We start from the raw sequence: 13936 nt of genomic DNA, 5'->3' as shown, positions 1-13936 counted from the left end.
CAGAGACTTAAGTCTCTAAATGTGAGTGGAGGAGCGACCTTGAATCGAACCGCAGAGACAGGTTCCATTCTCCCCCGCAGTCAAGTGCGTCGCTCTTTCTGACGAGGAAGTCCAGTCCAGCTTTCGGGATCGCGGCAGCGGAGGCACAAGCGTAAGATCGCAACGAGGGGGCGCCAAACAGGAGCTCCTTCGATGATGCCCACCACCGTCGACCTTCAGCAAAAGCGCTGCGCGATTTACACTCGGCGGAGCGTCGAACAGGGACTCGATCATCAGTTCAGCTCGCTTGAGGCGCAGCGTGCAATTTGTTCGGCTTACGTCGCCAGCCAGCAGCCAAAGGGCTGGACGGAAATTCCGAAGCACTACGACGACGGCGGCCAGTCGGGAGGCAACCTCAATCGCCCTGCTCTCCAGGACCTCCTGAGCGACGTCGAGTCGGGCGTGGTCGACGTTGTCGTCATCTACAAGCTCGATCGTATCAGCCGGACCCTTCTCGACTTCGTCCGGTTGATGGACCTGTTCGAGAGCTTTGGTGTCGCATTTGTCGCGGTCACGCAGAACTTTGATACTGCAGACAGTACCGGCCGCCTCATCCTGAACGTCCTGCTCACGTTCGCACAGTTCGAACGCGAAATCTCTTCCGACCGGCTTCGAGACAAGTTCACTGCAATGCGCCAGCGCGGGCTCTTTGTCGGCGGCAATCCCCCGTTCGGTTACGATCTCGTCGACAAGAAACTCGTCGTGAACGAGCCAGAAGCCGAGGTCATCCGCTGGATGTTCAGGCGCTATCTCGAGGCGAAAAGCTACGTGACCGTCTCGCGCGAACTGGCAAGACGCGGAGTCCTACGCAGAAGCCGCGTATCAAAGCGCGGCAACTTCGTCCGCGGTCGCGGAATCTCTGCCTCAAGCGTGTGGAATATGCTCGGCAATCCGCTCTACGCGGGCCAGGTTCGCAATAAGGGCAACTGCTATCCCGGCATCCACGATGCAATCATTCCCGAAGACCTCTGGGAAGACGTCCAGGCGCTCCGCGCCAAGCGAACGCGGGCAAAGGTCGTGGAGATCTACAAGACCGACTTGCTGCGCGACCTCATCTACGATGGGTTTGGACGCAAGATGGGTGTGTTCCGCGACCGACGCTATCGTGAGGTCAGGCGCTATTACATTTCCAACCAGTCGGAGTGGGGCCGCCGCCACGGGGCACGGCGCTACCGGGTCAAAGCCGACCCGCTTGAACAACTGGTTCTCGGCTCGATCACATCCTTGCTGAGCAATCGCGAGCAGGTGCGGGGGCTGCTGCTCGAGACCGGCAATCACGACGGCAAACTCAACAAGCTTTGCGGTGCCGGAGATCGCATCGCGAAAGCCCTTGAATCCGCCACGCCCAAGCGTGCGCAGTGCATCCTGAAAGCGCTGATCGAGCGAATTGAACTGTCGAGCTCCTGGGTCAAGATCATCGTCCGCCTGTCGGAACTGCCCAGGCTTCTGCAGTGGGACGGGATCGGACTCTTTCGCGGCGACACGATCGCATGGGAACGCTCACATCAGACCACCGTGATAGAAATTCCCGCCAATGCTGTTTCGATGAAACGCGAATTGACGCTCCTGCTAAAGCGACGAAGCGCTGAGTCTGCGCAGCTCCCGAACAAGCACCTCGTGGCGATGCTGGACAAGGCGCGGGTTGCCCAGGCCGCCCTCGATGACCGGAACGTCTATACAGTCACCGACCTTGCCATGAAGGTGCACTGCCATCCCAAGCGCTTCACCCAGCTGGCGCGACTGAACTATCTCGCGCCGGATATCGTCGCGGCCATTCGGGACGGATCACAGCCAGCGGGATTGACGTGCCGTACGCTCTATTCAGTTGAGCTACCGATGGATTGGGCGCTCCAGCGCCGTATCTTGGGCTTTCCCGATCAACCTGATTTCCTGAGGGCAGCGCCTGGCTGGTAGTACGCCGGCTGCTTGCAATGTTGGATTTCGTCCGCGAGGAGAGATTTCCCACGTGTGCCGGATCAACAGGGGAACGGGTGCCAGCTCGGGGCGCCCGTTTTCTCGAACAACGGCCACGCGTCGGGCAACGAAGCCGCCAAACCGTGCATTCGAATTTGCCCGCGGAGACTGCGGGTTCGAATCACCGTGATCGTCCGCAATTAACGCGGTCTCCGGACACCTTTTCGTCCGCTGAAAGGCGCAGAACAGCGCCACTTTTTTCACAATAAAACCAGAGACTTAAGTCTCGAAATGTGGGTGGAGGCCCGAGCCGGAATCGAACCGGCGTGCAAGGATTTGCAGTCCTCTGCGTAACCACTCCGCCATCGGGCCGAGGGCCGCCATTTCGGGGGCTTTGCTCCAGCGGTCAAGGTGCAACCGGCGCCGGACCGCTGCTGCGGGGGCCCGCGATGCCGCCAACGGCCCTGCTTCTTCGACCAGCGGCGACAGTTCAGCTTGGCGTTAGGACGCGGCGCCGATAAAGCGGGTTCTTGCAACTCCACTGTATTAGCGGCATATAACAGTCGATGACGATTCACGCTCCAGTTCCGGATTTCGCCGCCGCTCGCGCCGCGATGGTCGACACGCAGCTGCGCCCCGAAGGCGTCAGCTACGGCCCGGCCGTCGAGGCGATGGGCGCCGTCCCGCGCGAGACGTTCGTGGCCGAGGACGCGCGGCCGATCGCCTACACCGACCGCTGCGTGCCGATCGGTCACGGGCGCACGATGTCGGGCCCCGACCTGCTCGGCAAGCTGCTGACCGAACTGGCGCCAGTCGCCGGCGAACGGGCGCTCGTGATCGGGTGCGGCACCGGATATGCGTGCGCCGTGCTGGTACGCATGGGCGTCGCCGTGACCGGGCTGGAAAGCTCCGCCGAACTTGCCGCCGCCGCCCGCGGCCATGGTTTCGATGTCGTCGAAGGGCCGCTGGAGGATGGCTGGAAGAAGGGCGCGCCCTACGACCTCATCCTGATCGACGGCGCGGTCGAGGACATTCCGCCCGCGATCATCGCCCAGCTGACCGACCGCGGCCGGCTCGGCGCATCGCTGCTCGACCGCGGCATCGGCCGCGTGGTGGTCGGACGGCGCGCCGGCGAAGGCTTCGGCCTGCACACTATCGCCGATGCCAGCGCCGCGCCCCTGCCCGGTTTTGCCAAGCCCCGTGCGTTCACCTTTTGATGGCTGGAGTGACCGTGCCCCGTACCCGCGCCCTGTTTATCGGAACCATGGCCGCCGCCCTGATGGCCGGTCCCGCCTGGGGAGCGACGCTGCGCCAGGCCCTGGTTGCCGCCTATCGCACCAACCCGACGCTGATGGCGGAGCGCGAACAGCTGCGCGCGACCGACGCCAACGTCGCCATCGCCCGCGCGGCAGGCCGCCCGCAAGTCGTCGGCACCGTCGGCGTCAACCGCAACCTGACGCGCAGCGGCATCATCCTGCAGCAACAGGGCGACGACCATAATATCAGCCTGAGCGGCGGCGTGGACCTTAACGTTCCGCTGTACAGCGGTGGCCGGGTCAAGAATTCGGTGCGCGCCGCGAAGACCCGCGTCGAAGCCGGGCGCGCGACACTCGACGCGGTCGAAGGCGACGTCTTCACCGAAGCGGTCGCCGCCTACATGGATGTCATCCGCGACCGTGCGATCGTCGAGCTCAACCAGAACAACGTGCGGGTGCTGAGCACCAATTTGGAAGCGACCAGCGACCGGTTCGAAATCGGCGACGTCACCCGCACCGACGTCGCCCAGTCGCAGGCGCGGCTGGAACTGGCGCGGTCGAACCTCGCCACCGCCGGTGCCCGGCTCGCCACCAGCGTCGAAAATTACAAGCGCGTGATCGGCGAGGCGCCGGACGCGCTCGCTCCCCCCGACCCCCTGCCGCCGCTGCCCGCGACGCCGGAGGAAGCGGTGCGCATCGCCCTCGTCAACAACCCCGACCTGTTCGCCGTCAACCAGCAGGCGGTCGCCGCCGGGTACGACGTGCGCGTGGCGCGGTCGCAGCGCCTGCCGACGATCGGCGCCAGTGCGTCGGGCGATTATATCAACCAGCTGACCGGCGACACCGGTCCCTTCGTCACCGACCGCAGCGGCACCGCCACCTCGGTCGCCATTTCGGGCAGCATCCCAATCTATCAGGGCGGCGAGCCGGCCGCGCGCATCCGCCGCGCCCAGGCGCTCGAAGGCCAGGTGCTGGAACAGGTGATCGGCGTCGAACGCGCGGTCGTCGCCAACACCCGCGCCGCCTTCGCCAGCTATCGCGCCGCGCTTCAGGCGATCGAAAGCAGCAATGAAGCGGTCAGCGCCACCGAACTGGCGTTGGAAGGCAACCGCGCGGAACTGTCGGTCGGCACCCGCGACGTGCTCGACCTGCTCAACGCCGAACAGGAATTGCTCAACGCCCAGGTCACGCTCGTCAGCTCCCGCCGCGACGCCTATGTCGCCGGTTTCCAGCTGCTCAACGCGATGGGCGAAACCCAGGCCGAGGACCTCAACCTGGATGGCGGCGTGCTGTACGACCCGCTGGGCAATTACCGGCGGGTTGCCGGCAACTGGAACGATTGGGCCAACGATCCCCGCCACGTGCCGGTCGCCACCCCGACGGCGAACGTCCCGACCCCGCCGACGCCGGTCGTCGCGGGCGACAAAGGGGTGACACCGCCAAGGCAATAAGCGATATCGCGCTGATGCAATCCCCCGGCCGCGAACCTTCGATGGAAGACATACTGGCGTCGATCAAGAAAGTGATCGCCGAGGAAAAGGAGCTGCGTACCGCGGTCGCGGCGCCGCCCGAAGTGCTTGCCGAAAGCCCGGACGACGGCGCCGAGAGCGAGCCGGACGACGTGCTCGAGCTCGACCAGCCGATCGAGAATGAAGCGGCGCTGGGCCCGCCCCTGCTCGACGAGCGGGCGGCCGAAACGACGATGGCCTCGCTTCAGGAACTGTCGAGCGTCGCCGCCAGCGCGCCGGTTCAAACCGCCAACCCGCTTGAGGACATGGTGCGCGAGATGCTCCGGCCAATCCTCAAGGAATGGCTCGACGAGCATCTGCCGGGCATCGTCAACGAGCATGTGAAGCGCGAGATCACCCGCATCACGGGAAAGAAATTCTGACGCCGTAGGTGCGGAATGAAACGGGCGAAGATCGCGTTCGGCCCGTCAGGTTACGCGAGGTTTTTCGTAGACCCCGCCCCGGCGGCTGGCGCCAGTCGCATCGCGACCTAAATCGCGCGGGCGAGGATCGCGGCGAGCGCGACGGCGCCATCTTCATCCGCTTGCGTGAACCGCGCCGGTTTCGGGCTATCGAGGTCGAGCACGGCAAGCAATTTGCCGTCGCGGACGATCGGCACCACCAGCTCCGACCGCGAATCGGCGTCGCAGGCGATGTGGCCCGGAAAGGCGTGGACGTCGTCGACGCGCTGGACGTCCAGGCTTTGCGCCGCCGCGCCGCACACGCCCTGCCCGAACGCGATACGGATGCAGGCCGGGCGGCCATTGAACGGGCCGAGCACCAGTTCGCCATCGACGTTGCGATAGAAACCGGCCCAGTTGAGGTCGGGCAGCGATTCCCAGATCAGCGCCGCGGCATTGGCCATGTTGGCGACCGCGTCGGTCTCGTCGCCGATTAGCGCGTCGAGCGCCTGCGCGAGATCGCGGTAGAGCGTCGGCGTGTCGGCCGCTTCGATCTTGAAATCGTACATCTTCAGTAATCCACCTTGCCGCGGCCCTGCTTGACCTGGCTGCGTTGCTTCTTGGCATCGACGCGCCGGGCCTTGGCCGCCCGGCTTGGGCGGGTCGGGCGGCGTGTCTTGGGAACGATATGGGCTTTCACGATCAGCTCTGCCAGTCGCAGCCGAGCATCCGCCCGGTTGGCGTCCTGCGTGCGATAGCGGCGCGCGGTGATCAGCAATTCGCCGTCGTTGGTCAGCCGCGACCCGGCAAGCGCGGCCAGCCGCCGCTCGACCGCGGGATCGAGCCCCAGGCGTTCGATGTCGACGCGCAGTTGGACCGCGGTCGCAACCTTGTTGACGTTCTGCCCACCCGGCCCGGTGGCGGCGAGGAAGCTCTCGCTCAGCGCCTCTTCGGGGATGGTGACATCTTCAGGCTTCATCGCCCGGTCCGAGCGTATCGAGCGTTCGCCAGTCCCCGAAATAATCCGGCAGGGGCGCGGTCGCGTCGATGTCCGGCTTGCCCGGCCGCGGGACCACCAGCCGCGACGCGTGAAGTAGCATCGACCCGCCCGGTACGCCGTAGACCCGGTCGCCGACGATGCCCCGGCCGAAGGCCGCGCGGGCGTGCGCGCGGATCTGGTGGGTGCGGCCGGTGACCGGCGTGAATTCGACCAGCGTATGGCCGTCGCGAACCGCGATCCGCCGCCAGTTGGTGACCGCTTCCTGTCCCGCAGGGTCGGCGACCATGCGCCAGCCGGCGTCGGCGCTCGATTGCTTGGCCAGCGCGAGTTCGATCGTCCCGCCCGCCTCCGACAGCTCCGACGCAATCACCGCCAGATACGCCTTGCGCACGCCGCGCGCTTCGAATGCCTGCTGGAAAGTGCGCCGCGCATTGGCGTTGCGCGCCAGCAGCAGGCAGCCGCTGGTGTCCTGGTCCAGCCGGTGCATCGGCACCGGCGACGAACGGAAGCCGCAGCGCAATTCGCCCGCGCGCCCGACAAGGCTTTCGCCGCCGCGCCGCGGCGCGTCGACCGGAAGCCCGGCGGGCTTGTCGATGACGATCGCTTCGCCATCGATGAACAATATGCGGTCTTCAAGGCTCATGGTTTGCGTCCATGCGGGCAGTGCGGCGGCGACGCAATGCACGGGCGTCAGGAGGGGCTGTGGACGAACCTGTGACTCGCCCGCAACGAATCAAAGGATTCCAGCCTGTTACACTTTATTAACCTTTTGCCTTCATCCCTCGAATGGTTAATGGACGCTTCAAGGCCGTTAAGAGGGGGTTACCCTGACGGGCCGCGAACGGGGGGATTTATCGATGCGCGTACTGCTGATCGAAGACGAGCCGACGACCGCCAAGAGCATTGAGCTGATGCTCGGCACCGAAGGCTTCAACGTCTATACTACCGACCTGGGCGAGGAAGGCCTCGATCTGGGCAAGCTGTACGATTACGACATCATCCTACTCGACCTGAACCTGCCGGACATGCACGGCTATGACGTGCTCAAGAAGCTGCGCACGTCCAAGGTCACGACGCCGGTCCTCATTCTGTCGGGCATTGGCGAAATGGATTCGAAGGTCCGCGCGCTGGGCTTCGGCGCCGACGATTACGTTACCAAGCCATTCCACCGCGACGAGCTGGTCGCCCGCATCCACGCCATCGTGCGCCGTTCGAAGGGCCACAGCCAGTCGGTCATCCGCACCGGCAAGCTTGCGGTCAATCTCGACGCCAAGACGGTCGAGGTCGACGGCGCCCGCGTGCATCTGACCGGCAAGGAATATGCGATGCTGGAGCTCTTGTCGCTCCGCAAGGGCACGACGCTGACGAAAGAGATGTTCCTCAACCATCTCTACGGCGGCATGGACGAGCCCGAGCTCAAGATCATCGACGTCTTCATCTGCAAGCTGCGCAAGAAGCTGAGCCTTGCCTGCGGCGGCGCCAATTACATCGAAACCGTCTGGGGCCGCGGCTATGTCCTGCGCGATCCGGACGAAGTCAGCGAGCCGGTGCCGGAAACCGTCGCCGCCTGAACCGATTTTCCTGGAGGGGTGGAGAAGGCGAGGCCGCGAGGCTTCGCCTTTTTCCTTTGCATCAAAGCGGTTGCACGCACTGCGCGGCAAGGTCACAACATGCCCATGAACCAGTTTGTCCGATGCCTGTCCGTGGGGGCCGCGGCCTTCGCCTTGTCCGCCGCGCAGGATTATCGCTTTTCCGAACCGCCCCAGGCGGTCGAGCCTGAAGGTCCGATCCAGGCAGTCGTCCTGCACCCGATCTTCGCCGATTATTTCAATTGCGGCGAACATCCGGCCGGCGAAGAATCGATCGTGGGCGATGCGCTTGGCACCGATTGCCAGATCGTCGGCGGGGTGTTCGGGGAAAACCGGTCGTTCGCCCGCCAATTTCGCACCGATGGCAAAACCAACGCCGACTGGTTTTCATGGCAGAAGGACGTGCTTGCGCCGATCGATGGCGTCGTCACCGGCCTGTTTCCGAACGCCAAGGTCAACGAGCCCGGACAGCGCGGCAAGCCGCCGGCGGCGATGATCCAGATCACGCGCGACGACGGGCTGGTCGTCGTCCTTGCCCACGTCACCGATTTCGCGATCAAGCTGGACCAGCGCGTGAAGGCCGGCGACGTTGTCGCCAAGGTCGGCAATAACGGCCCGTCCTATGCACCGCACGTCCATGTCGGCGCATATCGCGGGGTCGAACCGCTGCAGATCCGCTGGGACCAGCGCGCCGCCGGCAAACTCTATAAAAAGCTCGAAAGCCCTGCCGGCCAGTAGGCGCTTTGCCTAGGCCAGATCCGCCAGGCGCAAGACGATCCCCGCAATGGCCGTGCCGAGCAGCACCGGCACCACGCCCAGCCTGAACCGGAATATCGCGACCATCGCCGCCAGCGTCAGCGCGGCCATGGCAAGGTTTAGTTGCGTCCAGACCGGCACTTCGAGCGTCAACGGGCCCAGCGCGACGTTGCGCCGGGCGTCGAACAAGGCGTGCAACGCGAACCATGCGGCAAGATTGGCGATGACCCCGACGACCGCGGCGGTGATCGCCGACAAGGCGCCGGTCAGGGCGCGGTTGCTGCGCAGCCGCTCGATCACGGGGGCGCCAAGGAAAATCCACAGGAAACAGGGCACGAACGTCACCCAGGTGGTCAGCAATGCGCCGAGTGTTGCCGCGGCCAGAGGCTCGAGCAGCCCCGCCGCGCGATAGGCGCCAAGGAAGCCGACGAATTGCGTGACCATGATCAGCGGCCCGGGCGTGGATTCGGCCAGGCCGAGCCCGTCGAGCATTTCCGGCGCGGTGACCCAGCCATATTGCCCGACCGCCTGCTGCGAGACGTACGCCAGCACGGCATAAGCGCCGCCGAACGTGACCACCGCCATCTGGCTGAAGAAAACGGCAATGCGGCTGAACACGTCGTCCGGGCCGAGCAGCGCCAGCAACGCGACCACCGGTCCCAGCCAAAGCAGCAGCAGCACTCCGGAAATACGCAGCGACCATGACCAGTTCGGCCGCGCATGGTCGGGCAGTCTTTCGCCAAGGACCGTGTCGCGGTCGGCGACATGCACGCCGCCAGACGCGTGCCCTGCCCCGCCGGCAAAAGCACTGAATCCGGCCCGGGCGGTCGCCAGCCCGATCAACCCGGCCGCGAGAATGATCAGCGGAAAGGGCACGCCGAACGCGAAGATCGCGACGAAGGCGACGATCGCCACCGCCCATCGCGCGCGATTGGTCAGCGAGCGAGACCCGATGCGGATCAGCGCCTGGAGGACGATGGCAATGACCGCCGCGCGCAGCCCGAAGAACAGGCCTTCGACCACCGGCAAGCGGCCCAACAGGACGTAGACGTAGCTGAGCGCGAGAATGGCGAGGAAGCCCGGCAGGATGAACAGGCCGCCGGCGACCAGCCCGCCCCGCGTGCGGTGCAGCAACCAGCCGATATAGGTGGCCAGCTGCTGCGCCTCGGGCCCGGGGAGCAGCATGCAATAGTTGAGCGCGTGGAGGAAACGGTCGTCGCCGATCCATTTCTTCTCCTCGACGAGGATGCGGTGCATGACCGCGATCTGTCCCGCCGGCCCGCCAAAGCTGAGTGCCGCAATGCGCGCCCAGGTGCGCACGCCCTCCGCGAAGGGGACGACGTGCGGGACCGCGGCGGTCAGCGCGACCGCCGCTTGCTAAAAGGACAGACGGCCCAGCAAGACGACGCGCTCGCCATAATTTTCCCCAGCCTCTCCGCGGTTGGTATCGTAATAGCGCAAATCCAGGCTGAGCGCCTTGAAACTGCGCGTAACGCCCGCGTTGAACGACGTGTAATCGACGCCGTTGACGCGGCTGCGGTGGCCAAGGTTGGCCGACAGCTTGGTCGCCTTGTCGATGTCGAACGTCGGTCCTCCATCAAGGTAGAGCGACCGGCGCCCGCCGCCGAGATCATCGGGGCTGTAGACCGCACTCATCCGGCCCGAGATGCGGCCGAACTTGCGCGAGGCGTTGGCGGAAAATTCCCATGACGTGTCGTCCGTCGGTTCCTTGACGTTGGTCTGGAACTTGTAGGCGATACCGCCCCCGACCTGAAAACCGGCGACCTGCCTGCCGACGTTGACGAAGAGCGCGGCCTCGCCGTCGGCGACCGGCGAGGTAACGTTCTTCCACTGCGCGCCGACCTGAACATCGCCGAGCTTGAGGCTGGCCTTGGGCAGCACCTGGACGCCGTCGGTCTGGGCAATGCCCTTCGACATGCCGCGGCTGGCGACGCTGATCTCGAATGCCGGGTCGACCGGCGGAAGGTCCCACATCGTTGCAAACTCCAAGGCGTGATGTTGCGCCCACGGGAGAAGCGGAGCCGGACTTGCAAAGTCCAGCCTTTTCATCGCGTGGGGCAACTCTACGCACCTTAGAATTCGACCTGGACGGTCGCGCCGTAGGTGCGCGGATCGCCGGGGTTTCCGACGATCAGCCCGGTGTTGCCGCTCGGCACCTGCAACTGCTCGAAATAATCCTTCCCGAACGCATTGCGGACCCAGGCGAAGACGTTGAACGCCCGGTCGGCGCGGAATCCGGCACGGAAATGATGCAGCGAGTAGCCGTCGACCCACGTGTAATCTGACGGCGTGGGATTGGATGAGAAGTTGGACCGAAGGCTGCCGTCATAGCCGAAGTAGACTTGCCCTGCCCGACCCAGCAGCGTTGCCGGAAGGTTGGCCTCGGCCCCGAATGACGATGCCCATTTCGAAACGCCGGGCAACCGCTGGCCCGAAATGTCGCAATTCGCGGCGCTGATTCCGCCGGGCGTGCCGGGCGGGCTTGGCGCCTGACCGGGGGCAGCGGTGGTGCCGCCCGAAAGCTCCGGCGGGCATGGGGCGTCGACAAACCGCACATATTTGGCGTCGGTGTACGCGCCATTTACATAGGCGTTGAACCGCTCCGTCGGCCGGATCGAAAAGTCAATTTCGACGCCTTGCGTCCGGACTTTTTCGGCATTGGCGAGATAGCCGCGAAGCACGCCAAGCTGGCCGTTGGTCACCAGCGCCTGGTAATCGCGAATATCGGTCCGGAAGAACGCAAGGTTGGCGATCGCGCGGCGGCCGAAGAATTCGGATTTCAGGCCCGCCTCATAATGATTGACTGCTTCCGGCTTGACGGTCGCCGCGGCCAGGATCGGGTTGCCGGTGGAATCCGCCGGCACGCCATTCAGGTTGACGCCGCCCGATTTGAAGCTCTTCGCGTAGGTCGCATAGGCCAGCAGCGTCGGCGCGAACCGGTAGCTCGCCGTAAGGTCGTAGCTGACGTTCCAATCGCTGTAGTCGACCTGAAATTGTTGCGGCGCAAGGACGCCGCGCTGCGCGACGATGCGCGGATCGGTGCTGCCGAACGTGACCAGTTGCCCATCGCCGTTGGTCACCACGGAATCGTACGATCCATCCTTCTGGTCGTAGTTGATGCGGACACCGGGCTGGATCGTGAAAGCGTCGGTAACCCGGAAACTCAACTGCCCGAACAGCGCGGCACTGGTGTTGTCTAGGCGGATGTCGTTTTCCGCCGTTAGGCCGTTAAGCACCGACGGGTCGTTCGCAAGGTCGCCTGACAGCAGCCAACGGCTGGCGGCGGGACCCTGCTCCTGGACACCTTGGGTGCGGACCTTTTGGTGGAAACCGAACAGCCCGACGACATAATCAAGCCGGCCGGAATCGCCGCTGAAGCGGAATTCCTGGGTCCATTGTTCGTGCTGCGACGGGTTCATTGACTTCGTCGTGATAGGAAGCCCGGTGAAGTCGCGGTCGTTTTCCGGCTTCCAGTCCCAATAGCGCCAGGCGGTGACGGACGTCAGCTTGCCCGGGCCGACATCCCAGTTGGCGCGAAGGGCCAGACCACCCAATTCGTTGCCGGCATTCAGGCTGGCGTCGATATCGGTTTTGCGATCGAACGGATCGGTGCTGACGACCTGGTAATTCTGCGCCTCGGCAAGCGCATCGTACTGGCGGGCGAGCGAGCGTTGGGTCAGGCCGGTGCGAACGAAGACGGTGCCGCAGCATTCGGGATTCTGGCGGCTGAAGTCGGCAGCGAGGGAGACGTCGATAACGCTGCTGGGTTCCCACAGCAGCTGGCCGCGCACGCCGATATTGTCCTGCGCGTTGATCCACTTGTCTGTGGTCACGTTATAGATGGTGCCGCGGCGATTGGTGCCGGAAAAGGCTACGCGCGCAGCGACATTGCTGCTGAGCGGACCTGAGACCGCGCCCTTGACCTGCCTGAAGCCAAGGTTGCCGAAGCTGACTTCGCCCCGCGCTTCGAAATCGAACGTTGGCTGCCGTGTGGTGATGTTGATCGCGCCGGCGGTCGTGTTCTTGCCGTACAGCGTGCCTTGCGGCCCGCGCAGCACTTCGATCTGGGCAACGTCGAGGAAGTCGAACGTCGCGGACGCGACCCGCGAGTAATACACGTCGTCGACATAGATACCGACACCCTGCTCGATCCCGTCGTTGGTGAGGCCGAACGGGACGCCGATACCGCGAATGTTGACGGCGGTGTTGCGCGGGTTGGAGCTGTAGAACTGAAGCGTCGGCGTCAATTGCTGAAGCCTGCCGACATTGAACGAGCCCGTGTTGTCGATATGCTCTCCGCCGACGACGGAGATTGCGATCGGCACATCCTGCGCCGTCTCGGACCGCCGTCGCGCGGTCACGACGATATCGCTGCCTTCGTCAGCGCCTGTTCCGACGGACGAAGGCGAACCTTCCGGCACCGTTGCGTCCTGCAGGGTATCGGTATCGGCCGAGACTGGGGCCGCGTCCTGCGCGCTTTCGGTTTCGGTCGGAACCGGAGCCGCGTCCTGCGCAATGGCGGGCGATGCAGCAATCGCAGACAAGGCTCCGCCGATCAGTATTGCACGTGCAATCATGCTAAGTTCCTAAGCTGTTGTGATGCCCGGTGCTGGCCCGGGTCGAACGGCGGCCGCTAGGCGAGCGCTTTGTAGATGCCGTAGAGGCTGGTGACGGTGAGGACGATGCCGACCGCGACCAGCAGCGGCTTGGGCGGCACGATCTTCGCCGCCCATGCGCCGAGCGGTGCGGCAACGACGCCGCCGATCAGCAGGCCGAGCGTGGCGATAGTGAAGGCCGCCCAGCCGAGCGTGGCGATGAAGGTGATCGAAATGCTCACGGTAAGAAAGAATTCCGCGGTGTTGACCGTACCGATCGTGCGCCGCGGCTCGGCGCCCTGGGCGAGCAGGTTGCCGGTGACCACCGGGCCCCAGCCGCCGCCGCCGGCCGCGTCGAGGAAACCGCCGGCCAGGCCAAGCGGTTCGACCACGCGGGCGGGCTTGTGTTCGGGCGGAAAGCGCAGGCCGCGATAGATCAGGTAAATGCCGATCGCGGACAGATACGCGAGGATGAACGGCTTGACCGTGCCGGCGTCGATCTGCGTCAGCACGTATGCGCCAAGGACACCGCCGATGACGCCCGGAATGGCCAGCCGCGCCAGCAGTTTCCAGTCGACGTTGCGGTTGATGATGTGGCTGACGCCCGACACGCCGGTGGTGAAGGTTTCGACCGTGTGGACGCCGGCCGACGCGGCAGCGGGCGGTACGCCGATGCTCACCAGCAGGGTGGTGGAAATGACACCAAAGGCCATGCCCAGCGCACCGTCGATCAGCTGCGCCGCGAAACCGACCGCGATGAACGGCAGGATGTCGAGAAGGGTTATCGAAGAAAAGTCGAACACGACAAGGCTCCTCCTGCTGTCCAGGCGGCATGATGCGGCCCGTGCGAATCAGGT

13 protein-coding genes and 1 tRNA gene are annotated in these 13936 nt (G+C 64.8%); 6 read left to right on the top strand and 8 right to left on the bottom strand.

The window, feature by feature from the left end; all coding sequences use genetic code 11:
* Positions 1–192 precede the first annotated feature (192 nt).
* Positions 193–1953 (top strand): recombinase family protein, encoded by a 1761-nt coding sequence (locus H8M03_RS11435; protein ID WP_187479552.1) that lies wholly within the window; start codon positions 193–195, stop codon positions 1951–1953.
* Between the two features lie 298 nt (positions 1954–2251).
* On the opposite strand, the gene H8M03_RS11430 is transcribed toward H8M03_RS11435, so the two are convergent.
* A tRNA-Cys gene (locus H8M03_RS11430) sits at positions 2252–2325 on the bottom strand.
* A 194-nt stretch (positions 2326–2519) separates the two neighbouring features.
* Here H8M03_RS11430 and H8M03_RS11425 point away from each other — a divergent pair.
* The 3 genes from H8M03_RS11425 to H8M03_RS11415 are packed head-to-tail and all read left to right on the top strand — an operon-like array spanning position 2520 to position 5100.
* A complete protein-coding gene (locus tag H8M03_RS11425) occupies positions 2520–3170 on the top strand; it encodes a protein-L-isoaspartate O-methyltransferase family protein (RefSeq protein ID WP_187479551.1) in 651 nt (216 codons plus the stop codon).
* Positions 3170–4660, top strand: a complete 1491-nt coding sequence (locus H8M03_RS11420) for a TolC family outer membrane protein (protein WP_425506848.1) — start codon at positions 3170–3172, stop codon at positions 4658–4660. The genes H8M03_RS11425 and H8M03_RS11420 overlap by 1 nt, the downstream gene beginning before the upstream one ends.
* Positions 4661–4674: 14 nt before the next feature.
* Positions 4675–5100 carry a DUF2497 domain-containing protein gene (locus H8M03_RS11415; protein ID WP_187479549.1) on the top strand — a complete coding sequence of 142 codons (426 nt, stop codon included), beginning with the start codon at positions 4675–4677 and terminating at the stop codon, positions 5098–5100.
* Positions 5101–5207: 107 nt separating this feature from the next.
* Here the strand turns inward: H8M03_RS11415 and H8M03_RS11410 are convergent, their stop codons facing one another.
* The 3 genes from H8M03_RS11410 to H8M03_RS11400 are packed head-to-tail and all read right to left on the bottom strand — an operon-like array spanning position 5208 to position 6761.
* Positions 5208–5687, bottom strand: coding sequence for a GAF domain-containing protein (locus tag H8M03_RS11410; protein ID WP_187479548.1), 480 nt, complete (start codon positions 5685–5687; stop codon positions 5208–5210).
* Between the two features lie 2 nt (positions 5688–5689).
* Positions 5690–6097 (bottom strand): alternative ribosome rescue aminoacyl-tRNA hydrolase ArfB, encoded by a 408-nt coding sequence (gene arfB / locus H8M03_RS11405; protein ID WP_187479547.1) that lies wholly within the window; start codon positions 6095–6097, stop codon positions 5690–5692.
* The gene (locus H8M03_RS11400) at positions 6087–6761 is read right to left on the bottom strand and encodes an RluA family pseudouridine synthase (protein WP_187479546.1); all 675 of its coding nucleotides are present in this window, start codon (positions 6759–6761) and stop codon (positions 6087–6089) included. The genes arfB and H8M03_RS11400 overlap by 11 nt, the downstream gene beginning before the upstream one ends.
* Positions 6762–6975: 214 nt before the next feature.
* Here H8M03_RS11400 and ctrA point away from each other — a divergent pair, with 214 nt between their 5' ends.
* On the top strand, positions 6976–7689 hold the full coding sequence (ctrA, locus tag H8M03_RS11395; RefSeq protein WP_187479545.1) for a response regulator transcription factor CtrA: 714 nt from the start codon (positions 6976–6978) through the stop codon (positions 7687–7689).
* A gap of 105 nt (positions 7690–7794) precedes the next feature.
* Positions 7795–8445, top strand: a complete 651-nt coding sequence (locus tag H8M03_RS11390; RefSeq protein ID WP_187479544.1) for a M23 family metallopeptidase — start codon at positions 7795–7797, stop codon at positions 8443–8445.
* 9 nt (positions 8446–8454) lie between these two features.
* Here H8M03_RS11390 and chrA read toward each other — a convergent pair whose 3' ends face one another.
* The 4 genes from chrA to H8M03_RS11370 all read right to left on the bottom strand — a co-directional run bounded on the left by chrA (position 8455) and on the right by H8M03_RS11370 (position 13882).
* A complete protein-coding gene (gene chrA, locus H8M03_RS11385) occupies positions 8455–9783 on the bottom strand; it encodes a chromate efflux transporter (protein WP_246448888.1) in 1329 nt (442 codons plus the stop codon).
* A 57-nt stretch (positions 9784–9840) separates the two neighbouring features.
* On the bottom strand, positions 9841–10458 hold the full coding sequence (locus tag H8M03_RS11380; protein WP_187479543.1) for a TorF family putative porin: 618 nt from the start codon (positions 10456–10458) through the stop codon (positions 9841–9843).
* A 98-nt stretch (positions 10459–10556) separates the two neighbouring features.
* Positions 10557–13061 carry a TonB-dependent receptor gene (locus H8M03_RS11375; protein WP_187479542.1) on the bottom strand — a complete coding sequence of 835 codons (2505 nt, stop codon included), beginning with the start codon at positions 13059–13061 and terminating at the stop codon, positions 10557–10559.
* 56 nt (positions 13062–13117) lie between these two features.
* Positions 13118–13882, bottom strand: coding sequence for a sulfite exporter TauE/SafE family protein (locus H8M03_RS11370; RefSeq protein WP_246448885.1), 765 nt, complete (start codon positions 13880–13882; stop codon positions 13118–13120).
* Between the last annotated feature and the right edge of the window lie 54 nt (positions 13883–13936).

It is taken from the genome of Sphingomonas sabuli, assembly GCF_014352855.1.
Taxonomy (GTDB): domain Bacteria; phylum Pseudomonadota; class Alphaproteobacteria; order Sphingomonadales; family Sphingomonadaceae; genus Sphingomicrobium; species Sphingomicrobium sabuli.
The sequence above is the reverse complement of the archived record's forward strand: the minus strand, read 5'-3'. Positions and strand labels throughout refer to the sequence as shown.